Annotated in this window: 18 protein-coding genes; 10 read left to right on the top strand and 8 right to left on the bottom strand. The window is 70.9% G+C overall.

The features are described from left to right. Window positions 1–77: 77 nt before the first annotated feature. Entirely contained in the window at window positions 78–1,475 is a 1,398-nt protein-coding gene (locus tag RM609_RS23905; RefSeq protein WP_311613582.1) for an alpha-amylase, read from the bottom strand. A gap of 315 nt (window positions 1,476–1,790) precedes the next feature. Here RM609_RS23905 and RM609_RS23900 point away from each other — a divergent pair, with 315 nt between their 5' ends. The 6 genes from RM609_RS23900 (at window position 1,791) to RM609_RS23875 (ending at window position 8,747) form a co-directional block, all read left to right on the top strand. Beyond that, window positions 1,791–3,092, top strand: a complete 1,302-nt coding sequence (locus RM609_RS23900; protein WP_311613581.1) for an extracellular solute-binding protein — start codon at window positions 1,791–1,793, stop codon at window positions 3,090–3,092. An 8-nt stretch (window positions 3,093–3,100) separates the two neighbouring features. Continuing rightward, a complete protein-coding gene (locus RM609_RS23895; RefSeq protein ID WP_311613580.1) occupies window positions 3,101–4,042 on the top strand; it encodes a carbohydrate ABC transporter permease in 942 nt (313 codons plus the stop codon). Further along, the gene (locus RM609_RS23890) at window positions 4,039–4,887 is read left to right on the top strand and encodes a sugar ABC transporter permease (RefSeq protein ID WP_311613579.1); all 849 of its coding nucleotides are present in this window, start codon (window positions 4,039–4,041) and stop codon (window positions 4,885–4,887) included. The genes RM609_RS23895 and RM609_RS23890 overlap by 4 nt, the downstream gene beginning before the upstream one ends. Before the next feature lie 73 nt (window positions 4,888–4,960). Beyond that, a complete protein-coding gene (locus RM609_RS23885; protein WP_311613578.1) occupies window positions 4,961–6,604 on the top strand; it encodes a glycoside hydrolase family 13 protein in 1,644 nt (547 codons plus the stop codon). Between the two features lie 25 nt (window positions 6,605–6,629). After that, a complete protein-coding gene (locus tag RM609_RS23880; protein ID WP_311613577.1) occupies window positions 6,630–7,655 on the top strand; it encodes a LacI family DNA-binding transcriptional regulator in 1,026 nt (341 codons plus the stop codon). Between the two features lie 117 nt (window positions 7,656–7,772). Beyond that, entirely contained in the window at window positions 7,773–8,747 is a 975-nt protein-coding gene (locus RM609_RS23875) for a phosphatase PAP2 family protein (RefSeq protein ID WP_311613576.1), read from the top strand. Between the two features lie 76 nt (window positions 8,748–8,823). Here the strand turns inward: RM609_RS23875 and RM609_RS23870 are convergent, their stop codons facing one another. Then, window positions 8,824–11,925 (bottom strand): bifunctional [glutamine synthetase] adenylyltransferase/[glutamine synthetase]-adenylyl-L-tyrosine phosphorylase, encoded by a 3,102-nt coding sequence (locus tag RM609_RS23870; protein ID WP_311613575.1) that lies wholly within the window; start codon window positions 11,923–11,925, stop codon window positions 8,824–8,826. A gap of 37 nt (window positions 11,926–11,962) precedes the next feature. Then, window positions 11,963–13,324 (bottom strand): gamma-glutamylpolyamine synthetase GlnA2, encoded by a 1,362-nt coding sequence (gene glnA2, locus RM609_RS23865; RefSeq protein WP_311613574.1) that lies wholly within the window; start codon window positions 13,322–13,324, stop codon window positions 11,963–11,965. A gap of 224 nt (window positions 13,325–13,548) precedes the next feature. On the opposite strand from glnA2, the gene RM609_RS23860 reads away from it, so the two are divergent. Next, the gene (locus RM609_RS23860; RefSeq protein WP_311613573.1) at window positions 13,549–13,863 is read left to right on the top strand and encodes a hypothetical protein; all 315 of its coding nucleotides are present in this window, start codon (window positions 13,549–13,551) and stop codon (window positions 13,861–13,863) included. 12 nt (window positions 13,864–13,875) lie between these two features. On the opposite strand, the gene RM609_RS23855 is transcribed toward RM609_RS23860, so the two are convergent. Together RM609_RS23855 and gadC are read right to left on the bottom strand one after the other, a co-directional pair. Further along, window positions 13,876–14,718: an alpha/beta fold hydrolase gene (locus RM609_RS23855; protein WP_311613615.1), complete on the bottom strand. Its 843-nt coding sequence runs from the start codon at window positions 14,716–14,718 to the stop codon at window positions 13,876–13,878. 143 nt (window positions 14,719–14,861) lie between these two features. Continuing rightward, window positions 14,862–16,334, bottom strand: a complete 1,473-nt coding sequence (gadC, locus tag RM609_RS23850) for a glutamate/gamma-aminobutyrate antiporter GadC (protein WP_311613572.1) — start codon at window positions 16,332–16,334, stop codon at window positions 14,862–14,864. Between the two features lie 198 nt (window positions 16,335–16,532). On the opposite strand from gadC, the gene RM609_RS23845 reads away from it, so the two are divergent. Next, on the top strand, window positions 16,533–16,997 hold the full coding sequence (locus RM609_RS23845; RefSeq protein ID WP_311613571.1) for a DUF6153 family protein: 465 nt from the start codon (window positions 16,533–16,535) through the stop codon (window positions 16,995–16,997). Between the two features lie 85 nt (window positions 16,998–17,082). Next, entirely contained in the window at window positions 17,083–18,666 is a 1,584-nt protein-coding gene (locus RM609_RS23840; RefSeq protein WP_311613570.1) for a multicopper oxidase family protein, read from the top strand. A gap of 44 nt (window positions 18,667–18,710) precedes the next feature. On the opposite strand, the gene RM609_RS23835 is transcribed toward RM609_RS23840, so the two are convergent. Then, window positions 18,711–19,346, bottom strand: a complete 636-nt coding sequence (locus tag RM609_RS23835; protein WP_311613569.1) for a DUF4234 domain-containing protein — start codon at window positions 19,344–19,346, stop codon at window positions 18,711–18,713. 249 nt (window positions 19,347–19,595) lie between these two features. On the opposite strand from RM609_RS23835, the gene RM609_RS23830 reads away from it, so the two are divergent. Beyond that, window positions 19,596–21,347: an NAD+ synthase gene (locus RM609_RS23830; protein WP_311613568.1), complete on the top strand. Its 1,752-nt coding sequence runs from the start codon at window positions 19,596–19,598 to the stop codon at window positions 21,345–21,347. Window positions 21,348–21,446: 99 nt separating this feature from the next. Here the strand turns inward: RM609_RS23830 and RM609_RS23825 are convergent, their stop codons facing one another. Continuing rightward, window positions 21,447–22,334 carry an NAD(P)-dependent oxidoreductase gene (locus tag RM609_RS23825; protein WP_311613567.1) on the bottom strand — a complete coding sequence of 296 codons (888 nt, stop codon included), beginning with the start codon at window positions 22,332–22,334 and terminating at the stop codon, window positions 21,447–21,449. A gap of 159 nt (window positions 22,335–22,493) precedes the next feature. Then, window positions 22,494–23,669, bottom strand: a complete 1,176-nt coding sequence (locus tag RM609_RS23820) for an acyl-CoA dehydrogenase family protein (protein ID WP_311613566.1) — start codon at window positions 23,667–23,669, stop codon at window positions 22,494–22,496. Window positions 23,670–23,882: the final 213 nt, after the last annotated feature.

Raw genomic sequence — 23,882 nt, 5'->3', positions numbered from 1 at the left:
CCCGCTCCTCAAACGCCGGAGGGGCTGATTCCGGGGCACAGCCCCCAGTTACGGAAAGGGGCGGGTCAGCGGAAAACTCAGCCGCACGTACGCGCGCCCACATGCAGCGCCAGCGCCGTGTTCGGCGCCACCGTCGCCGTGAAGCGACCGTCCGCGCCGACGGTCACCCGACGCCCACTCTGCACATCGCAGTAGTCCCCACCCGGCAGGGACGTCTCGAAGACGCGGCTCACCGCGTACCCCTCGTGGTTGACCACCACATATCCCTTGTCCCCCCGCCCGAAGGCGATCGCCTGATAGCCGTTGTCCCACCACCCGGTGACCGCCGTCCCCCGCACCGCGTTGCGGAAGGCCACCATGCTCCGGATCTCCGGCCATTTGTGCTGGCACTTCCAGCCGTCCCGCCAGCATTCCCCCACCGCGCCACCGCCGGGCGGGCCCGCGTCGCGGTCGGTGAACTCGTAGCCGGAGTGGACGTCCGGCGAGCCGTACGGCCAGGCGAGCATGAAGACCTGGGCCAGCGTGTAGTCGGCGCCGTCCTTGTAGGAGAGGGTGTCGCCGTTGCGCTCGGTGTCGTGGTTGTCGACGAAGACGGACGCCTGGCCGCTCGGCAGATAGGCCCAGCCCTCGCCGTAGTTCTTCAGGTAGGCCAGCCGTTCGCGCTGGAAGACGCGCTTGAGGTCGCGGGCGTAGCGGAATTCCTGGACGTCGCCGGTGCGGACGTACTCCTCGGGCCGGACGGCCTCACCCGCGCCGTAGATGGTCTCCTGCTTCCAGTGGACGCCGGGGCGGCTGAGCTTGGCCTTGATCGCGGCGAGGTCGTCGGCGGCGATGTGCTTGGCGGCGTCGATTCGGAAGCCGTCGGCGCCGAGGGAGAGCAGGTCGTCGAGGTAGCCGGCGATGGCGGTGCGGACGTGGTCGCTGCCGGTGTCGAGGTCGGCGAGGCCGACGAGTTCGCAGTTCTGGACGTCGGTGCGGCTGGTGTAGTCGCTGATGGACTTGCGGCAGGTGTGGAAGTCGGTGTCCGCGTAGAGGCCGGGGTAGCCGTACTTGGTATACGAGGTGCCGCCCGTGCCCACGCCCGTGCCGGCCGCCATGTGGTTGATGACGGCGTCGACGACGACCTTCACGCCCGCCGCGTGGCAGGAGCGGGTCATCTCCGTGAAGGCGGCGCGGTCGCCGAGCCGGCCGGCGATCCGGTAGCCGACGGGCTGGTAGGACGTCCACCACTGGGGTCCCTGGATGTGCTCCTGGGGCGGTGAGACCTGGACGTAGCCGTAGCCGGCGGGGCCGAGGGTGTTCGCGCACTCGCGGGCCACGGACTTGTAGTCCCATTCGAAGAGGACTGCCGTGACGTCCTTCTCGCCGGGGGCGCTCGCCACCGCCTGTGGGGCGCAGACGGCCGTTCCCGCGATCAGCGCGGCCGCGACGGACAGGACTCTTCGGGCGATTCCGGGCATGCCGGTGGGGGGCATGGTTCCTCCTGGGTGGGGGGTGCGGTGGACGACCCCGCGCGGCAAGCGCCCTTGCCCGTAAGGCCCATGAAGGCTCATGAGGAGTCATGAAGGTTCTTGCAGCAAGGTTGCCCGCACGAGTGCAACCGCTTGCCGGTCGAGACCGTACGAGCCCTAACCGCACTGGTCAACCCTCCGGACACGGGATGGTTACAACCGCGAAATCTTGGGATTGCCTCCTTGCAAGGTCTTTCGCAAGAGATTGCAGCCTGTTAGCTTCCTCCTCAGCTCGGGCCGCCCTCCCCTCAGGCGGCCTCCTGGAAGAGGAGCATCCATATGCGAAGAGGCATATCGGTCGCCGCCGTTGTCGGCGCGCTGGCCCTGACCATGTCCGCGTGCGGCGGTGGCGGCGACAACGGCGGTGACGGCTCCAAGGCGGCGAACGATCCGGGCGCCGTGAGCGGCACCATCACCTGGTGGGACACCTCCGACGCGACCAATGAGGCGCCGGCCTTCAAGAAGCTCGTCAAGGACTTCGAGGCCAAGTACCCGAAGATCAAGGTCGATTACGTCAACGTCCCCTTCGACCAGGCGCAGCAGAAGTTCAAGACCGCGGCCGCCACGGGCAAGGGCGCCCCGGACGTGCTCCGCTCCGATGTGGGCTGGACCCCGGGCTTCGCCCAGCTCGGCTACCTCAAGGACCTCACGGGCACCCCGGCCCTGGAGAAGACCGAGGACTTCCTTGAAGGCCCGCTGAAGAACGCCGCGTACCAGGGCAAGACCTATGGCGTCCCCCAGGTCACCGACACCCTCGGGCTGCTCTACAACAAGGAGCTCTTCCAGAAGGCCGGCGTGGAGAAGGCCCCGGCGAACTGGCAGGAGGTGAAGGAGGCGGCCGCGAAGATCAAGGAGAAGACGGGCGCCGAGGGCATCGGCCTCAGCCCCGACAGCTACTACTCGCTGCCCTTCCTCTACGGCGAGAAGAGCGACATGGTCGACGCCGCCAAGAAGAAGATCACCATCGCGAACGCCGCCTCCCTCAAGGGCATCGAGACCGCCGTCGACCTGGTGAAGTCCGGCGCCGCGCCCAAGCCCGCCGGTACCGACGGCTACAACGTCCTCAAGACGGACTTCAAGAACGGCAAGCTGGCGATGCTGGTCGACGGTCCCTGGGCGACCAAGGAGATCTTCGGCGGCGACGCCTACAAGTCCCGGGACAACCTGGGCATCGCCCCCGTTCCCGCCGGTTCCACCGGTACGGCGGGCGCCCCGGTCGGCGGCCACAACCTCGTCGTCTACGCCGGGTCCAAGAACTTCGACGCCTCCTACCTCTTCACCCGGTTCATGACCGACGCCGCTCAGGAGGAGAGCGCCTCCACCGCCATCGGGGTGCTCCCGACCCGTAAGTCGGCCTACACCCAGGCCGTACTGGCCGACCCGGTGCGCAAGTCCTACTACGAGGCGCTGAGCAAGGCCCACCCGCGGCCGCCGATCCCGCAGGGCGGCGACCTCTTCACCGAGTGGCTCCAGCACTACACCAAGATCCTGACGCTCAAGGAGGAGCCCAAGGCGGGCATGACGGCCACGGCCAAGGCCTGGCAGTCGGCGCTCCTCAAGGACTACGGGGTCGAGGAGTAGAGACCCCCATGGCCACAGTCGTCACCCGGGTCAAGCGCTCCTTCGACACGCACTGGTACGCGTGGGCGATGGTGCTGCCCGTCGTCATCGTCCTGGCGGTCCTCGTCGGCTATCCGCTGGGACGCGGCATCTACCTGTCGTTCACCGACGCCAACGAGGCCAACATCGGCCGGACGATCGGCGTCAACCACATCCCGTCGACGTACCGGTTCGTCGGCCTCGACAACTACTGGAAGGTGCTCTCCGGCCAGGAGGGCCACTTCTACTCGCGGCTGGGCTGGACGGTCGTGTGGACGGCGTCCTGCGTGGTGCTGCACTACGCGATCGGCCTGGGGCTGGCGCTGCTGCTCAACCGGCAGATGCGGTTCCGGACGCTGTACCGGGTGCTGCTGGTGCTGCCGTGGGCGGTGCCGGCGTTCGTCGCCACGTTCTCCTGGCGGCTGATCTTCAACGAGAAGTACGGCGTCCTCAACTCCTTCATGACCATGCTGGGCCTGGACCCGGTGGACTGGCTCGGCGACAGCTTCCTCCAGAAGGTGTCGGCCGTCGCCGTCAACGTCTGGCTGGGCGTGCCGTTCATGATGGTGGCCATCCTCGGCGGGCTCCAGGCGATCCCCGCCGAGCTCCACGAGGCGGCCGAGATGGACGGCGCCTCGCCGTGGCAGCGCTTCCGTCATGTGACGCTGCCGGGGCTGCGCGAGGTCAGCGGGACCGTGATCCTGCTGGGCGTCATCTGGACGTTCAACATGTTCCAGGTCATCTACCTGCTGATCGGCGCGGGGGCGAGCTCGGACAGCGAGATCCTGGTGACGTACTCCTACCGGCTCGCCTTCCAGGGCATCCGCGACTACGCGGGCTCGGCGACCTACGGAATCCTCATCCTCTCCCTCCTCCTCGTCTTCGCCGTCTTCTACCGCCGGACGCTCGCCCGACAGGAGGCCTCGCGATGACGAGCACCACCCCCCACACCCGCGGTCAGCGCTCCCGGGCGGCCTCGGCCGGGCTCCACACCGCGCTGATCGTCGCCTCGGCCGTGGCGCTGTTCCCCGTGCTGTTCATCGTCTTCGTCTCGCTGCGCGGCCGCGACGGCTGGCAGGAGCCCACCCGCTTCGTGGGCTTCAGCCTGGACAACTACACCCATGTGCTGGGCCAGACGAAGTTCCTGACGTGGTTCGGCAACTCCGTGATCGTCGCGCTCGGGGCGACCGTGCTGGGCGTACTGGTCGCGGCGACCGCGGGGTATGCCGTCTCGCGGATGCGCTTCCCCGGCCACCGGCCGCTGATGTGGACGTTCCTCGTCGTCCAGATGTTCCCGATGGCGGTGCTGATCGTGCCGCTCTACAACCTCCTCGGGCAGCTGGAGCTCCTGGACTCCTACGGCGGCCTGATCGTCACCTACTGCTCGGTCTCGGTGCCGTTCTGCGCCTGGATGCTCAAGGGCTACTTCGACTCGATACCCGCCGAGATCGACGAGGCGGGCCGGGTGGACGGGCTGACGCCCTTCGGCACGTTCTGGCGGCTGATCCTGCCGCTGGCCCGGCCGGGGCTGGCCGTCACCGCGTTCTACTCCTTCGTCACGGCCTGGGGCGAGGTCGCCTTCGCCTCCCAGTTCATGAGCAGCGAGGAGCACTACACGCTCGCCGTGGGCCTCCAGACCTTCGTGGGCCAGCAGAAGGCCGAGTGGGGGCTGATGACGGCGGCGGCCGTGCTCATCACCATCCCGGCCGCCGTGGTCTTCTTCCTCGCCCAGCGGCACCTGGTCGCCGGGCTCACCGCGGGCGGCACCAAGGGCTGACCCGGCGGCCCGCGGACGACGCCCTCCCCGAACCGACAGCGAACCAGCGACCCTCCGAACCGATAGGACGTACATGACCCAGGACCTCGCGCCCTCCGTCCGCCCGGACGCCGCCGACGACGCCGTGCGGGCGGCGGACGGCTGGTGGCGCAGCGCCGTCATCTACCAGGTGTACGTGCGCTCGTTCGCCGACAGCGACGGCGACGGCATCGGCGACCTGCGCGGGATCCGCGAGCGGCTGCCGTATCTGGCGGGGCTGGGCGTGGACGCGCTGTGGCTGACGCCGTTCTACGCCTCGCCGCAGGCGGACGGGGGCTACGACGTCGCGGACTACCGGGCGGTGGACCCGCTGTTCGGGCAGCTGTCGGACGCGGACGACCTGGTACGGGAGGCGCACCGGCTGGGTCTGCGGGTGATCGTCGACATCGTGCCCAACCACACTTCGGACCGGCACTCCTGGTTCGAGGAGGCGCTCGCGGACCGTCCGGGGGGGACGGCCCGCGAGCGCTACCACTTCCGTCCGGGCAGGGGTGCGGCCGGGGAACTCCCGCCGAACGACTGGGAGTCCGTCTTCGGCGGCCCGGCCTGGACCCGTACGACGGACGCGGACGGCACGCCCGGCGAGTGGTACCTCCATCTGTTCGCGTCCGAGCAGCCGGACCTCAACTGGGAGAACCCCGAGGTCCGCGAGGAGTTCGCGTCCGTGCTGCGGTTCTGGCTGGACCTGGGCGTGGACGGCTTCCGGATCGACGTGGCCCACGGCATGGTCAAGGCGCCGGGGCTGCCGGACATCGGGCTCACCGAGCAGGCCAAGCTGATCGGCGCGCAGGTGCTGCCGTTCTTCGACCAGGACGGGGTGCACGAGATCCACCGCGACTGGCGGCGGCTGCTGGACTCCTACCCGGGCGAGCGGATCGGCGTGGCCGAGGCGTGGGCGCCGACGTCGGAGCGGCTGGCGCTGTACGTCCGGCCGGACGAGCTCCACCAGGCGTTCAACTTCCAGTTCCTGACCTGCGACTGGGCGGCGGCGGAGATGCGCACCGTCATCGACGCCTCGCTGGCGGCGACGCGTTCGGTGGGGGCGCCCACGACCTGGGTGCTGTCCAACCACGACGTGGTGCGGCACCCCACGCGTTACGGCGCCGGCGACGCGGAGCTGGGGCTGCGCCGGGCGCGGGCGGCGGGGCTGCTGATGCTGGCGCTGCCGGGCTCGGCCTATGTCTACCAGGGCGAGGAGCTGGGGCTGCCGGAGGTCGTGGAGCTGCCGGACGAGGTGCGGCAGGACCCGGCGTTCTTCCGGGGCGACGGCCAGGACGGGCTGCGCGACGGCTGCCGGGTGCCGCTGCCGTGGTCGGGCGAGGAGGCGCCGTACGGCTTCGGGTCCGGCGGCAGCTGGCTGCCGCAGCCCGCGGAGTGGGCGGCGCTGTCGGTGGAGGCGCAGTCGGGGGACCCGCGCTCCACGCTGGAGCTCTACCGCTCGGCGCTGGCCGTGCGACGGGAGCTGCCGGGGCTGGGCGACGGGGAGATGACCTGGCTGGACGCCCCGGAAGGGGTGCTGGCGTTCTCCCGGCCGGGCTTCGTATGCACGCTCAACACGCTGGGCGACGAGGTGACGCTGCCGGTGCCGGGCCGCCCGGTACTGGCGAGTACTGCCCTGGAATTCACTGGGGGTATCGTGCGGATCCCCTCGGATTCATGCGTGTGGTGGGCAGTCTGACATGCGACCGGTACAGTCACCTCCTGTGACCGCCCGGCTCTCCGACATCGCAGCCCAGGCGGGTGTCAGCGAAGCAACCGTCAGCCGCGTCCTCAACGGAAAGCCGGGGGTCGCCGCCTCCACCCGCCAGTCCGTGCTGGCCGCACTCGACGTGCTCGGCTACGAGCGGCCGGTAAGGCTGCGGCAGCGCAGCGCGGGCCTGGTGGGACTGATCACCCCGGAGCTTGACAACCCCATCTTTCCGGCCTTCGCGCAGGTCATAGGGCAGGCGCTGACCCGCCAGGGCTATACGCCGGTGCTGGCGACCCAGACGCCGGGCGGCTCCACGGAGGACGAGCTCACGGAGATGCTGGTCGACCGGGGGGTCGCCGGGATCATCTATGTCTCCGGGCTCCACGCGGACACCTCGGCGGACACGCAGCGCTATGCCCGGCTGCGTGCCCAGGGTGTGCCGTTCGTGCTGATCAACGGCTTCTCGGCGGAGGTCCGGGCGCCTTTCGTCTCCCCCGACGACCGGGCCGCCGTACAGCTGGCCGTCACCCATTTGGCGGCACTGGGCCACCGCCGGATAGGACTGGCCCTCGGGCCCCGCAGGTACGTTCCCGTGCAGCGGAAGATCGAGGGCTTCCTGGACAGCATGCGGGAGCGGCTCGCCATGGGCCGCGAGGAGGCCGAGGAGCTGATCCAGCATTCGCTGTTCACTCTTGAGGGTGGTCAGGCGGCGGCCGCCGCGTTGATCGACCGGGGGTGCACGGCGGTGGTGTGCGCCAGCGACATGATGGCGCTGGGGGTGATCCGGGCGGCGCGGCAGCACGGTCTCGAAGTCCCGCGCGACATCTCGGTGGTGGGCTTCGACGACTCCCCGCTCATCGCGTTCACCGATCCGCCGCTGACCACGATCCGGCAGCCGGTCCAGTCGATGGGGCAGGCCGCGGTGCGTGCGCTGCTGGAGGAGATCGGCGGGACGCCCGCGCCGTACGGCGAGTTCGTCTTCCTGCCCGAACTGGTCGTCAGGGGCTCCACGGCCTCGGCGCCGGGAGCGCGTACGTAAGCCTCGTACAGCCGCCCGGCCCCGACCGCCCGAAGGAGGACGAACCGGGGCGTAGGTGGCGTGAACCGGACGGGTGGCCGATCTGCCGTCCAGCGCCATCTGGCAGACTCTTTCCCTATGGGTGAAGCGACAGCAAAGACCCTGGAAGGCCGCACGGCCGACGCGCCACCCACCGAGGCGGGTGGCGCGTCGGGCGCGGTCCGGCCGCGGGCGGAGCGCTTCCGCCTGCGGCGGCCCCGTGCGCCGAGGCGCCCACGCCTGTGGTTCGAGGTACTGCTGATCGCGGTGAGTTACTGGACGTACTCGCTCGTCCGCAACGCCGTGCCGGAGCAGAGAGCCGCCGCGCTCCGCAACGCCGACTGGGTCTGGCAGGCCGAGCAGAGCCTCCACATCGCCGTGGAGCACACGGTCAACCGGGCCGTCAATTCGGTGACGTGGCTGATCGTGGGCATGAACTACTACTACGCGACGCTCCACTTCGTGCTGACCATCGGTGTGCTGGTCTGGCTCTACCGCTGGCACCCCGGGCGTTACGCGGCGGCGCGGCTGACGTTGTTCGCCACCACGGGTGTGGCCCTGCTCGGCTACTACCTGTATCCGCTCGCTCCACCGCGGCTGATGGAGGACCTCGGCTTCGTCGACACGGTCGTCGTCCACCACACCTGGGGCTCGATGGCCTCGGGCAATCTCGCGGACGTCTCCAACCAGTACGCGGCGATGCCCTCGATGCACATCGGCTGGTCGACCTGGTGCGGCGTCATCATCGCGTCGCTGGCACGGCCGGTGTGGGTACGGGTGCTGGGAACGCTCTACCCGGTGGCGACCCTGGTGGTGATCGTGTCGACCGCCAATCACTTCTGGCTGGACGCGGTGGGCGGCCTGCTCTGCCTGGCGCTCGGCCTCGCCCTGTCCCGGGCGTGGTCCGGGGCGCTCCCCCACCGGCTGCCCCGCCATGTGGCGATCAAGGCCGACCGGCGGGACGCTGGTCCGAGCACGGGCAACCCGGCCGGCCGGGCACCGAGGCAGCGACGGCGGGCCCCGTCCCGCCCGGAACCGGTGGCGCCGGGCGGCCGCAGGAGCGGCGCCCCGTAAGGGGCGCGGGGCAGTATCGATATGCGGCTCCGCCGCGTGGGCGCGACAAGCCCCCACCGGCCGGCAGGCGAAACTTCTACGACCCGTAGAAAAGGTCCTCGACCACACCACGCGCCCGCCGCGTAGTCCGCCGGTAATCGTCGAGCATCTCCCCACCATGCCCCGGCGCATACCCCAGATACCGCCCGACCGCGGCCAGTTCCCGGGCCTCGCCCGGAAACGTGTCGCCGGACCGCCCCCGCACCAGCATCACCGCGTTGCGCACGCTGGTCGCCAGCACCCACGCCTCGTCGAGGATGCGGGCCTCCTCGGCGGTGAGCAGCCCGGCCGCATGGGCGGCGGTGAGGGCGTCGCGGGTGCGGGTGGTGCGCAGGCCGGGCTCGGCCCAGCCATGCCGCATCTGGAGCAGCTGGACGGTCCATTCGACGTCCGACAGACCGCCGCGCCCCAGCTTGGTGTGGGTCGTGGGGTCGGCGCCGCGCGGCAGCCGCTCGGACTCCATCCGGGCCTTCAGCCGGCGGATCTCGCGGACGGCGTCCTCGCCGAGGCCCTCGACGGGATAGCGCAGCGGGTCGATCAGTTCGATGAACCGCCGGCCCAGGTCGGGGTCGCCCGCGACGGGCTCGGCGCGCAGCAGGGCCTGGCTCTCCCACACCAGCGACCAGCGGCGGTAGTAGGCGGCGTAGGAGGCGAGGGTGCGGACGATCGGCCCGGACTTGCCCTCGGGCCGCAGGCCGGCGTCGACGAGCAGCGGCGGGTCGGTGGTGGGAAGCTGGAGCAGCCTGCGCATCTCCCCTGCGACGGCGAAGGCGGCCTTGGCGGCGTCCTCGTCGGAGACGCCCTCGCGCGGCTCGTGGACGAACAGGACGTCCGCGTCGGAGCCGTAGCCCTGCTCGTGGCCGCCGAAGCGGCCCATGCCGATGACCGAGAACCGGGTGGGCAGGGTGTCGCCCCACTCGCCCCGGACGGCCGCGCGCAGGGCGCCGGCGACGGCGGCGGCGTTGACGTCGGAGACGGCGGCGCCGACGATGCCGGCGCGGGCGGCGTGGTCGTTCCCGGCGGTCTCGGCGGCGCCGCGCGAGCCGGTGCCGTGCTCGCCGGAGGCGTGGGCCCGGGGGGCGGGGCCGGCGTGTCCGTAGGCGCCGATGATGTCGGCGGCCGCGGTGCGGAACAGCTCGCGGCGGCGTACGCCGCGCACCGCGACGATGGCCGCCTCGGCGTCCTCGGCGCGGCCCACGGCGGCGAGGATCTCCTGCTCCAGGGCCTCGCGGCCGCGCGGGCGCAGGCCCCCGGAGTCGCCGAGGAGGGCGACGGCCTCGGGGGCGCGCAGCAGCAGGTCGGGGGCGAGCCGGCCGGCGGAGAGCACCCGGGCGAGGTTCTCGGCGGCGGCGCCCTCGTCGCGCAGCAGCCGCAGGTACCAGGGGGTTCTGCCGAGGGCGTCGGAGACCTTGTGGAAGTTGAGCAGCCCGGCGTCGGGGTCGGCGGAGTCGGCGAACCAGCCCAGCAGCACGGGCAGCAGCGTACGTTGGATGGCGGCCTTGCGGGTGACGCCGGAGGCGAGGGCCTCCAGATGGCGGAGGGCGGCGGCGGGGTCGGCGTAGCCGAGGGCCGCCAGGCGCTGGCCGGCGGCCTTGGGGCTGAGCCGGATCTCGCCGGGTTCCAGCTGGGCGACGGCGTCGAGCAGCGGCCGGTAGAACAGTTTCTCGTGCAGCCGGCGCACCTCGCGGGCGTGGAGCTTCCACTGTCTGCCGAATTCGGCGACGGGTTCCTTGCCGGGGGCCCACTCGTAGGTACGGGCCAGGGAGCGGCCCAGGCGTCGTAGGTCCGCCTCGCGGTCGGGCACGAGGTGGGTGCGGCGCAGCCGGTGGAGCTGGATGCGGTGCTCCATGGTGCGCAGGAAGCGGTAGGCGTCGCCCAGGGACTTGGCGTCGGTGCGGCCCACGTAGCCGCCGGCGGCGAGGGCGTCGAGCGCGTCGAGGGTGGAGCCGGAGCGGAGGGTGGCGTCGCTGCGTCCGTGCACCAATTGGAGGAGCTGGACGGCGAATTCCACGTCCCGCAGGCCGCCGGGGCCGAGTTTGATCTCGCGGTCGACCTGGGCGGCGGGGATGGAGTCGACGACGCGGCGGCGCATCTCCTGGACGTCGGTGACGAAGTTGTCGCGCTCGGCGGCCTGCCAGACGAGCGGGGAGAGGGTGTCGACGTAGTCCTGGCCGAGGGCGAGGTCGCCGGCGACGGGCCGGGCCTTGAGGAGGGCCTGGAACTCCCAGGTCTTGGCCCAGCGCTGGTAGTAGGCGAGGTGGCTGGAGAGGGTGCGCACCAGGGGGCCGTTGCGGCCTTCGGGGCGGAGGTTGGCGTCGACGGTCCAGATGGTGCCCTCGGGGGTGACGTCGGAGCAGATCCGCATCATCCGGGAGGCGAGGCGGGTGGCGGAGCGCAGGGCGGTGGCCTCGGCGGTGCCGTCGCGGGCCTCGGCCACGAAGATGACGTCGACGTCGGAGACGTAGTTGAGCTCGCGGCCGCCGCACTTGCCCATGCCGATGACGGCGAGCCGGCAGGCGGCGGCGTCGGCCGGCTGTTCCTCATTGGCGATGGCGAGGGCGGCGCGGAGGGTGGCGGTGGCGAGGTCGGCGAGTTCGGCGGCGGCTTCGGCGACGTCGGTGCTGCCGCTGACGTCGCGGGCCGCTATGCCGAGCAGGGCGCGCCGGTAGGCGGCGCGCAGGGCGTCGGCGGGTGGCAGCCCTGCCTCCCGGCCGCGGCGGGTCCCGGCGGCGAGGGAGCGTTCGAACTCGGGGACCGCGGGGTGGAGGTCGGCGGCATCGAAGCTGTCGAGGGCGTGCCAGTCGCCGGGGTGGCGGGCGAGGTGGTCGCCGAGGGCTTCGGAGGTGCCGAGCACGCCCAGCAGCCGGTCGCGGAGCGGCTTGGCGGCGGCGAGGGTGTCGAGGAGGGCCTGCCGGTCGGCGTCGTCCCGGGCGGCGAGGGACTCGGCGAGCCGGACGAGTCCGCGCAGCGCGAGGTCGGGGTCGGCCGTGGTGCCGAGGGCGTCGAGCAGCACCGGGCCGGTGCCCAGGGACCCCAGCGCGGGGGTCCCCAGGAGCCGCTCGGCCTCGGGCACGGCGGTGAACCCGCAGCGCAGCAGCCGGCTGTAGGTACTGCTCCGCCGCCCGTCGGGCACGGTCATCGCCGGTCCTCTCGCCGGTGGTGCGGGGTGGCCGGGGTCAGAGCACCGGCAGCATCTTGCGCAGCTCGAACGCGGTCACTTCCGACCGGTACTCCTCCCATTCCTGCTTCTTGTTGCGCAGGAAGAAGTCGAAGACGTGCTCGCCGAGGGTCTCGGCGACCAGTTCGCTGCGTTCCATCAGTTCGATGGCCTCACCGAGGTTCTGCGGCAGCGGCTCGATTCCCATGGCCCGGCGCTCGGCGTCGGACAGCGCCCATACGTCGTCGTCGGCGCCCGCGGGGAGTTCGTACCCCTCCTCGATGCCCTTGAGACCCGCCGCGAGGAGGACGGCGTAGGTCAGGTAGGGGTTGGCGCCGGAGTCGATGGAGCGGACCTCGACCCGGGTGGAGCCGGTCTTGCCGGGCTTGTACATGGGCACGCGGATGAGCGCGGAGCGGTTGTTGTGGCCCCAGCAGATGTACGAGGGGGCCTCGCCACCGGCGCCGGCGGTGCGCTTGGAGCCGCCCCAGATGCGCTTGTAGGAGTTGACCCACTGGTTGGTGACGGCGGAGATCTCGCCCGCGTGCCTCAGCAGTCCGGCGATGAAGGACTTGCCGACCTTGGACAGCTGGTACTCGGCGCCGGACTCGTGGAAGGCGTTGCGGTCGCCCTCGAAGAGGGAGAGATGGGTGTGCATGCCGGAGCCCGGGAAGTCCGAGAAGGGCTTGGGCATGAACGTGGCGTGCACGCCCTGCTCCAGCGCCACCTGCTTCATCACGATGCGGAAGGTCATGATGTTGTCGGCGGTGGAGAGCGCGTCGGCGTAGCGCAGGTCGATCTCCTGCTGGCCGGGGGCGCCCTCGTGGTGGCTGAACTCGACCGAGATGCCCATGGATTCGAGCATGGTGATGGCCTGTCGGCGGAAGTCCATGCCCACGCCGGTGGGGGTGTGGTCGAAGTAGCCGGAGGAGTCGGCGGGCACGGGGCGGGTGCCGTCGACGGGCTTGTCCTTGAGCAGGAAGAACTCGATCTCGGGGTGGGTGTAGAAGGTGAACCCGAGGTCGGAGGTCCTGGCCAGGATGCGCTTGAGGACGTAGCGCGGGTCGGCGTACGACGGGGACCCGTCCGGCATCAGGATGTCGCAGAACATCCGGGCGGTGCCGGGGGCCTCGGCGCGCCACGGCAGGATCTGGAAGGTGCCCGGATCCGGCTTGGCGATCATGTCCGATTCATACACCCGCGCGAAGCCCTCGATCGCGGAGCCGTCGAAGCCGATGCCCTCGTCGAAGGCCTGCTCCAGCTCGGCGGGTGCCACGGCCACGGACTTCAGGTAGCCGAGGACGTCGGTGAACCACAGCCGGACGAACCGGATGTCGCGCTCTTCGAGCGTGCGGAGCACGAACTCCTGCTGCTTATCCATAGCTACCTATCCTTGCAGGTCAGACGGCTCGTTTCACCGGGTGCGGGCACGGGCTGGACCTTGAGTATCACGTCCCCGGGTTACCTGTGGGTTTCCGGACGACGCCGCTTGCCCTTCGGCTTCCTCCGGTCATCGTACTTATGCCTGTACGAAGAATGCCGCCGACGAGCGCATACCGGTATGCAGTCCGCTATGGTCCGAGGCGGAGCAAGGGAGGACGCCTGATGACCGCGGTTTCCGACCGGCCGCAGATGCTGCCCGAGGAGTTCGAGGAGTTGGCGCGCCTGGCCGCCCGGACCATTGAGGGGCCGCGCCTGGAGTTCATCAACGGGAAGCTGGGCGTCAAGCCCGTGCCGGACGGCGACCACGGCCGGATCATCCAGTGGCTGACGCGCGTCTGCATCGAAGCGCGTCCCGAGCTGTTCCTGCACGGCCAAGGGCTGAAGCTCTCCAGCTACCGCTTCGGCAAGACGCTGGCCCTCCCCGACCCGGTGGGCATCGAGCTGGACACCGAGCCCCTCAAGGACTGGGTGCGCTGAGCCGACCGGGTGTCACGCCCGTATGAACGGAGTCGCCAGCACGGCCGCCGCGATGGCCTGCGGGCGGTCGTACATCAGCAGGTGGCCGGCCGGGGCGACGGCCTCGAAGCGGCCGTCGAGGCGGTCGGCGAGGGCGCGCTGGCGCTCCAGCCAGCGGCGTTCCTCGGCGGAGCCGGTGCCCGGGGAGGCGGCTAGGACGGTGACGGGGACGGGCGGCAGACCGTGGTGGGCGCGCAGGTCCTCGAGTTCGGCGGCGACGTCGCGGTAGCGGGCGTTCTCCATGACGATGGCGCGCGCCACGCGCGCGGTGCCGTACGTCCGGCGCACCAGGTCCTCGGGGGCGGGGTCGAGGCGGGTGACGGAGGCGGCGCGGACGGCGAGGCGGCGCAGGGCGGGGCCGAGGGCGCGCGGCAGGCCGGTGGCGGCGAGGGCCCGGCCGCGTACCCGGGCGGCGGCGGTGCGCAGTTCGCGGCCGGGCACGGGCCGGGCGTCCGGTACGACGCTCGCGTCGACGAGGACGAGCCCGGCCGTGCGCTCCGGGTACATCCGGGCGTAGGCCTCGGCGTGGAAGCCGGCCAGGGAGTGGCCGACGACCGTGGCCGGGCCCGGCAGGCCCAGCGCGTCGAGGATTCCGGTCATCCGGGCGGCCTCGGCGGCGGCGGTCGGGGGTTCCAGCGGCGAGGCGCTGAAGCCCAGCCCGGGGCGGTCGAAGCGGACGACCGTGCGGTGGGGAGTGAGGAGGGGGACGACCGGCTCCCAGTCGAACCAGCCCATGCCGAGGCCGGCGCTGAGGACGCACACGGGCCCCGAGCCCTCGCGCAGCACGTGCAGGGGCACGCCGCCGACCCGCAGCATCCGGCCCGGCGGCTGCCCCGGCGGCTGTCCCGGTGGCCGTTCCGTGCCGTGCGTGTCGCCGCCCGTAGCGCTCATCGAGTCCCCCTCGGTCCGTCCCCGCCGGCCGATGTCTTCGTCGGCCGGCTTCGGAGAGCACGGACAAGCTACTCGACGGGGGTGGTCTCCCGGTGCCCGGCCGTCACCCAGTGCGGCTTGCGCAGGGCGAGGAAGGCCAGCGGCACGAGGAAGCCGAGCGTCAGCAGTCCGCCGCCGACGATGAGCAGATAGCGCCACAGCGGCTGGCCGCCGAACTGCTCCGGCGGTACGAAGCCGATGAACATGGCCCCCACGGAGGCGGCGAAGCCGACGCCGGCGACGAGGCCCAGGGCCGGGACCCTGAAGCCGCGCGGCTGGTCGGGACGGGTGCGGCGCAGCCGGAGGGCGGCGGCGAACATCAGCAGATAGACGACGAGGTAGATCTGCGTCGTGACCACCGAGAAGATCCAGTACGCGCTGGAGACATCGGGGATGAAGGCGTAGAGCAGGGCGATCAGCGTGGTCAGGGCGCCCTGGGCGACCATGATGTTGCGCGGGACGCCGTTCTTGTTGAGCCTCTGGAGGGCGGGCGGCAGATAGCCCTCCTGGCGGGCGACCATCAGCAGGCCCCGGGAGGGTCCGGCCAGCCAGGTGAGCATCCCGCCGAGCGCCGCGGCGACGAGCAGGACGCCGACGACCTTGGTCAGCCAGCCCACGTGGAAGTGGTCGAAGAAGCCCTGGAAGGCCTGCATCACGCCGGCCGTCAGGCTCAGGTCCTTGCCCGGCATCACCCAGCTGATGGCCAGCGCGGGCAGGATGAAGATCAGCAGAACGAGTCCGGTGGCGGCGAAGACCGAGCGCGGGTACTCCTTGCCGGGCTCGCGCAGCGAGGAGACGTGGACGGCGTTCATCTCCATGCCCGCGTACGACAGGAAGTTGCCCACGATCAGCACGAGGCTGGCGAGCCCGGTCCACGGCGGGAGGACGTGGCCGGTGTCCATGGGCGCGGCCGACGGGTTGCCCTGGGCGAGGAAGACCATGCCCAGGAGGACGAGCACGACGCCCGGGATCAGCGTGCCGACGACCAGGCCCACGCTGGAGAGCCCGGCCACGGCCTTGGTGCCGCGCGTGGAGATCAGCACCCCGGCCCAGTACACGACGACGATGACGAGCGCGACGTAGAGGCCGTTGTTCGCCAGCGACGGGTCGATGACGTAGGCGAAGGTGCTCGCCACATAGGCCAGCAGGCTGGGGTAGTACGCGATGGTCATCGCGAACTGGCACCAGACGGCGAGGAATCCGAGCCGCTTGCCCAGGCCCTCGCTCACCCACCGGTAGATGCCGCCGGTCCAGCCGGAGGCCAGCTCGGCCGAGACCAGGGCGGTCGGCAGCAGGAAGACGACGGCGGGGAGGAGGTAGAGGAAGACGGCGGCGAGGCCGTAGAGGGCCATGGAGGGGGCCGGGCGGAGGTTGGCCACGGAGGCCGTGGTCATCATCGCGAGGGTCGCCCACGAGATGAACTGTGTACGGGTGGCGCCGGCTCCGGTGGCGGGGGCAGCCGTGGGGGGACGTTCGTCCCGGACCTGTTCCGTGATGGTCATTGTTGGGGAGAGCGTCCTTCAGGGCTGTGCGTCAAGAATGTTCGTCAAGGGTTTTCATCAAGGGTTTCGTCCCATAATCGGGGCTTCGCGCCGCCGTTCGCACATCCGGTCCGGTCGCCCGTCCCTCCGCCCACCTGGAGGGCGGATACCCCGTGGGGGTAGGGTGCCCGGAGGTCAACGGGCTTGTGGAGGCGGGCGATGCACGGACGGCGGAGGGTCGCCGCGTGGTGCGGCCGGCTGCTGCTGTTCGCCGCGCTGCTGCTCGGCATCGTGACGATGCACACACTCGGGCACCCTCGTGACCACGCGCCGGGGGCGACGGCAGATGCGGTGGCGGGGGCGCATGCGATGACGGCCGGGCACGCCCAGGCCGTCGCGCCCGCCATGCCGGACGCCACGCCGGACGCCATGCCGGGTACGCACGCGTCCGCGTCCACCGCCCACCGCGGCGGTCACGGCGGCATGGATCCGCTGTCCGTCTGTCTCGCTGTGCTCGGCGCGGGCTGGGCGGCGGCCTTCTTCCTCTCCCTCGTCGCCTTCTTCCGCGACCGGCCCCGTACGGGCCCGGTGGCCGCCCGCGCGTGGTTCTCGCGCGCGCTGTGGCCGATCCCGCCCCCGCCACGGCGCAAGGCCCTCGCCCGGTTGTCGGTACTGCGCGTATAGGGCGCGTTCCGCTGCCCGCCTCCTCGGCGGCAGCGCACGCGCCCGTCATCACGCACACCCACCGACACCACAGAGGTGTACTCCCATGCGCACAACCACCCGCCGCGCCGTACTCGGCGCGGGGATCGCCGCTGCCGGAAGCGGGCTGCTGGCCGCCTGCTCGAAGGGCACCGGCGACGGCCCTTCCTCCTCCTCCGGCGCCCCCGCCGGGTTCGTCTCCCCCGACGGCCGCGAGGTGGCCGCCGCCGAGGCCCGGCGCGGCACGGGACCGGTCCGCCGGGTGCGGCTCACCGCGACTCCCGCGCAACTGGACCTCGGGGGCGGCCGTACCGTCGCGAGCTGGGCGTACGGCGACGCGCTGCCCGGCCGGGAGGTCCGGGTCACGGCCGGTGACACCCTCGCGCTCACCCTCGCCAACCACCTGCCCGTACCCACGTCCGTGCACTGGCACGGGCTGGCGCTGCGCAACGACATGGACGGCGTCCCGGGGCTGACGCAGCGCCCGGTCGCGGCGGGGGCGTCGCACGACTACCGCTTCACGGTCACGCGCCCGGGCACGTACTGGCTGCACCCGCACTCCGGCACCCAGCAGGACCGGGGGCTGTACGCGCCGCTGATCGTCGAGGACCCGAAGGAGCCGCTGTCGTACGACAAGGAGTGGGTCGTCGTGCTCGACGACTGGGTCGACGGGGTCGACGGCAGCACTCCGGACGCGGTGCTCGCGGAGCTCGCCAAGGGCATGGACATGGGCGGCATGGACCACGGCGGGGGCCACGACATGTCGCACATGTCGATGACGTCCGTCGGCCGGGACGCCGCCTCCTCCCCCTCCCCCACCGGCCCGCCCCGGATGCTGATGGGCGCCACCAGCGACGTCCTCGGCGGTGACGCCGGCGATGTCGCCTACCCGTACTACCTGGTCAACGGGCGGACGCCGGAGAATCCGGAGACCTTCACCGCCAAGCCCGGCGACCGGGTCCGGATCCGGCTGATCAACGCGGGCGGTGACACCGCCTTCCGCGTGGCCCTCGGCGATCACCGGATGACCGTCACCCATACGGATGGTTTCCCCGTCGAGCACATACAGACGGACACGCTTCTGCTCGGTATGGGAGAGCGCTACGACGTCCTGGTGGAGGTCAAGGACGGCGTCTTCCCGCTGACCGCCCTGGCCGAGGGCAAGAAGCGCACCGCGCTGGCCCTGCTGCGGACGGGCGGCGGTTCGGCGCCCGGGGCGGACGTACGGCCCCGGGAGCTGGAGAGCGCCCCGCTGACCGCGGACCGGCTGAAGGCCGCCGGCGGCGTCGTACTCAAGGAGCGCCGGCCGGACCGCACGATCACGCTGAAGCTGACGGGCTCGATGGCGAAGTACGACTGGGCGATCAACGGGCGGACGTACTCGCCCTCGTACCGCCTTCCGGTGGCGGCGGGTGAGCGGGTCCGGCTCGCCTTCGTCAACGCCACCACGATGTGGCACCCCATGCATCTGCACGGGCACACGTTCGCCCTGCCGGGCGGCGGGGCGCGCAAGGACACCGCCATCGTGCTGCCGGGCAGGCGGCTGGAGGTCGACTTCGACGCGGACAACCCGGGGCTGTGGATGATCCACTGCCACAACGTCTACCACGCGGAGTCGGGGATGATGACGGTCCTCGGCTACCGCGCGTAGCGGAAGGGGAGGGCCCGCAACACCGGGCCCTCCCCCTCATCGGTTCAGATCGCCAGCGGTACCTGGGTGCCGGGCGCGGCCCCCTGGTAGTGGTCGACGATCTTGTTGAGCTCGTTCTGGTAGTACAGCGGCCACAGGCCGAGCACGAAGATGAGCAGCAGGCCGAGACCGCCGCTGCAACTGGGCTGGAGACCGGCCGCGCGCTGGGCGTCGGCTATGCGCTTGCCGGTGTTGTAGATGGACACGAACGGCGGGATCAGCAGGATGCCGCCGAACATGATGGTGAGCAGGCTGCCACCCGGGCTGATCTTGCGGCGGCTGTCGAACTCCGCCATCTCCTTATGGATCTTGTAGTACCAGACCAGGAGGTAGATCCCGAAGGTGATGATCGGCAGACCCAGCCAGACGCCGAAGATGTTGCGGCGCTTCATGGCAAGGCCGTAGTGGGCCGCACCCTGCGGCTGGCCGTAGGGGGCCGGGGGCTGGGCGGCGGCCGGATAGCCGTAGCCGGGCTGCTGGCCGTAGGGCTGCGGCTGGCCTCCGTAGGGCTGCTGCCCGCCGTAAGGCTGCTGCTGACCGCCATACGGCTGCTGGCCGCCGTAAGGCTGCTGACCGCCATACGGCTGCTGCTGCGGGTAACCGCCCTGGTACGGGCCGGGAGCACCCTGGGGACCGGGCACGGCCGGAGGGTAGGGACCGTTGTCGGAAGGCTGTGGACCCCACTGCGGCGGCGGCTGCGTGCTCAACGGATCTCCTTGGGATCAATGCTGACAAGACATCACCGGAACCCACGGCACGACACCCCATGGGCAGATCGCGCAGCTTGTCACAAGATCACAATCCGTGGCCAGATCCGCACGCATCCGTCCCGGCCCTCCGTGGCGGCCCTCACACCACATCGCGTCAGTCAGACGATTACACTGAGGCGCGTGGCTCAACTTCGTCTCGCCCTGAACCAGATCGACTCCCGCGTCGGCGACATCGCCGGGAACGCCGAGCGGATCGTCCACTGGACCCGGCGCTCCGCCGAGCAGGGCGCCCATCTGGTGGCCTTTCCCGAGATGGCGCTGACGGGATACCCCGTCGAGGACCTCGCCCTGCGCTCCTCCTTCGTCACGGCCAGCCGGGACGCGCTGCACGCGCTGGCCGCCCGCCTCCAGGCCGAGGGCCTGGGCGAGCTCCCCGTGATCGTCGGCTATCTGGACCGCAGCGAGGAGGCCCGTCCGCGGCTGGGCCGCCCCGCCGGGGCCCCGCGCAACGCCGGCGCCGTCCTCCACCGGGGCGCGGCCGTGCTGACCTACGCCAAGCACCACCTGCCGAACTACGGCGTCTTCGACGAGTTCCGCTACTTCGTGCCCGGCGAGACGATGCCCGTGCTGCGCGTCCACGGCGTGGACGTGGCGCTGGCCATCTGCGAGGACCTCTGGCAGGAGGGCGGCCGCGTGCCCGCCGCGCGCTCCGCCGGGGCCGGGCTGCTGCTCTCCATCAACGCCTCCCCCTACGAGCGCGAGAAGGACGACACCCGCCTGGAGCTGGTGCGCAAGCGCGCCCAGGAGGCCGGCTGCGTCACCGCCTACCTCGCGACCACCGGCGGCCAGGACGAGCTGGTCTTCGACGGCGACTCGATCGTCGTCGACCGCGACGGCGAGGTCATCGCCCGCGCCCCGCAGTTCGAGGAGACCTGCCTCGTCCTCGACCTGGACCTGCCGGCCGCCCCGGCCGCGGCCCCCTCGGGCGTCGTCGACGACGGCCTGCGCATCGAGCACGTCACGCTCTCCGACGCCCCCCTCCCCGCCTACGAGCCGGAGCTCACCGGCGGCCTCGCCCCCCACCTGGGCGACGACGAGGAGATCTACAAGGCGCTGGTCACGGGCCTGCGCGCGTATGTGGAGAAGAACCGCTTCCGGAGCGTCCTCATCGGTCTGTCCGGCGGCATCGACTCGGCGCTGGTCGCCGCCATCGCCTGCGACGCGGTCGGCGCGGAGAACGTGTACGGCGTGGCCATGCCCTCCCGCTACTCCTCCGACCACTCGATCGCCGACGCCGAGGAGCTCGCCCGCCGGACGGGCCTCCACTTCCGGACCGTGCCGATCGCCCCGATGTTCGACGCGTACATGGGCTCGCTGGGCCTCACCGGCCTCGCCGAGGAGAACCTCCAGTCCCGGCTGCGCGGCACGATGCTGATGGCCGTCTCCAACCAGGAGGGCCACATCGTCCTGGCCCCGGGCAACAAGTCCGAGCTGGCGTGCGGCTACTCCACGCTCTACGGCGACTCGGTCGGCGCGTACGGCCCGATCAAGGACGTCTACAAGACCGGCATCTTCCGCCTCGCCAACTGGCGCAACCGGGCGGCGGCCGAGCGCGGCGAGACCCCGCCGATCCCGGAGAACTCCATCACCAAGCCCCCGAGCGCCGAGCTGCGCCCCGGCCAGGTGGACACGGACTCCCTCCCGGACTACGACGTCCTCGACCGGATCCTGGAGCTCTACGTCGACCGTGACCGGGGCCGCGCCGACATCGTGGCGGCGGGCTACGACCCGGAGCTCGTCACCCGCATCCTGCGGCTGGTCGACACGGCGGAGTACAAGCGCCGCCAGTACCCGCCGGGCACGAAGATCTCCGCGAAGGGCTTCGGCAAGGACCGCCGCCTCCCCATCACCAACGGCTGGCGCGAGGCCTGATCCACGTCAACGGCCGGAGGGTCCACGGCAGCACGCCGTGGACCCTCCGACCGAAACCCGCAAGGCCTTGAGACCGTGAGGCCTTGAAACCGTGAGGCGTTACGCCTGCGGCTTCTGGAACGCCTTGATCATCGCCGCGTAGCTGTTCTTCGCGTGACCCTGACCGATGATCTTCTCCATCAGGTTCTGCGAGTACTTCGGCAGCTCCGCGTCCACACCCAGCGCCTCGCTCTCGTGGACGAGGTGCTTGAGGGCCTCGAGGTGGGTCTCGAGGGTGGCGTCGTTGGCCGGGAACTCGCCGTCGCCCGCGTCGATCTGGTTGGCGTAGTCGGTCGTGAACATCTTGATGGCGTCGAGCCACATGTGCGCCCACGGCAGGTACGTCTTCGCCGAGACGTCGGCGGTGCCGACGACGGCCACACCGTGCAGGAAGGCGTTGAACGTGCCCCACATCAGGCCGAGCAGCGACACGTCGTACAGCGCCGGCATGGCGTAGTCGGCGCCGAGGTAGGTGGTGCCGCCGCCGAGCAGACCCAGGGTGGACTTGTGGGCCTCGAAGACCTCCTCGTCACCGGCGTAGAAGAGCACCGAGGTCTCGGCGCCGATACCGGGCGGGGTGATCATGATGACGCCGTCGAGGTACTTGACGCCCAGCTTGCCGAAGCGCTCGGCGGCCACGCGGGCCTGGTCCGAGGAGCCGGAGGTCAGGTTGACCAGGACCTTGCCCTTGAGGGCCTCGTCCAGGCCGTCAAGAATGCCGTCCAGGTTGTCGTAGGTCGACACGCAGACGACCAGCAGCTCGCTGGCGGCGACGGCCTCGGCCGGGGTGGCCGCGAGGACCGCGCCCTCCGAGACGAGCTTCTCGGCCTTTTCGGCGGAGCGATTCCACACGGTCGTCCGGTGACCGGCCTTGAGGAAAGCGGCGGCAAGCGCCTGACCCATCAGGCCGAGACCGATGACCGTCACCGGGGCGTGGTTGTCGCCCATAACTGTGTCCTCCAGAGAAAGTTCTGTGCAGCGGAGCTGTGTTGCGGGGGAATGCTTTACAGATTGGCCGACGCCACTGGTACGCCACAAGCACGTACTTCAAAGTGGGTACTTACCGCGAGGTAAGGCCCGGAATATTCCCGCCTCGCGGAGAGCCGTTTAAAGGAAATCGGTGTCCGGGTCCAGGTCCAGCAGCACCCGGCCCTGCAACTCGAGGTTGGCGTTGAGCTGGGCCAGCGCGTGCAGGGAGAAACCCTGGATGTCGCGGTGGAAACGCTGGAGATGGACGCTGCGCTGGATGACCGAGCCGCCGCTGGCGTTGTGGAGGATCTCCACGGCCTCCTTGGCCAGCTGGGCCGCGAAAGCGGTCTGGCCGCGGACGATCGCCTTCTCGGCGAGGGTGGGCTGCTCACCGGCGTCGGCGCGGGTCTGCATCATCTCCAGCCAGCGGGCGGAGAGGGACTCGGCCGCGTCGATCTTGTTGCGGGCGGTGGCGACCTGGATCTGCGTGAGCGGGTGCAGCTTCTGGTCGGTCCAGTTGGTGTAGGTGATGCCACGGCCGGGCAGGCGCTCGTGGAAGAGCTCGTAGGCGCCCTGCGCGATGCCGATGAACACGGCGGCGCACTCGGCCATGACGAAGCCCAGCAGGCCGTAGTTGCGGCCGGTGGCGCCGGTGTTCGAGCGGTCGCCGGTCGCGCTGAACATGACCTCCTCGAAGGTGGTCACGTGGTGCGCCGGGACGAAGACGTCCTTCGCGTGGGTGGTGGCGCTGCCGGTGGCGGTACCGGCGGAGACGTGCCAGTCGTCGGTGATGGTCATGTCGCTCATCGGGAGGACGGCCATGATCTCTTCATGGGTGCCGTCCGGGTGCTCGATCATCGCGGCGGTGAAGTTCCAGTCGGCGCCACGACAGCCGGTGTTGAACTTCCAGGAGCCGTTGAGGATATAGCCGCCCTCGGTCGGCACGGCGGTGCCGGTGGGCGCGAAGGCGCTGGAGATGCGGACGGAGTCGCCCGAGAAGATCTCCTCCTGGGCCTTGTCCGGGTAGAGGGTGGCGGTCCAGGTGCTGGACACCCAGACCATGGTCACCCAGGCCGAGGAGGGACAGCCGCGGCCGACCTCGGCGATGACCTTCGCCTGCTCGGCCAGCGACAGGTCCAGACCGCCGAAGCGTTTCGGCATGGCCATCCGGAAGACGCCGGCTTTTTCGAGCAGCTGAAGATTCTCTTCCGGAAGCCAGCGCCGGTCCTCGGCCTCGACCCCGTTCTCGCGGAGCGTCGGGACGATGCTTTTCACGGCGTCCAGCACGGATACCAGGTCCTCATTCATGGCCATTCAAAGGCTCCTCACTCGTCGGGTTCCAGCCCGGAAAACCTAACCGAGACTCCGTCAAAATGCGGACCTAGAGCGGTAATGCGGCAGTAACCAGGACCAATGAGCGGTTTCACGAGGATCAATTCGCCGTCGCCAACCGGCCGTTTACCGGTCGCTTACCGCCCGATGGCCGGGTAATTCCCGTTTCCGGCCGGCATCGCGCGGGAGTATCCG

The sequence above is a fragment of the Streptomyces hesseae genome (genome assembly GCF_031845785.1).
In the GTDB taxonomy this organism is placed as follows: Bacteria; Actinomycetota; Actinomycetes; order Streptomycetales; family Streptomycetaceae; genus Streptomyces; species Streptomyces hesseae.
Note: the sequence above shows the minus strand (reverse complement) of the source record. Positions and strands in the feature narration are given on the sequence as shown.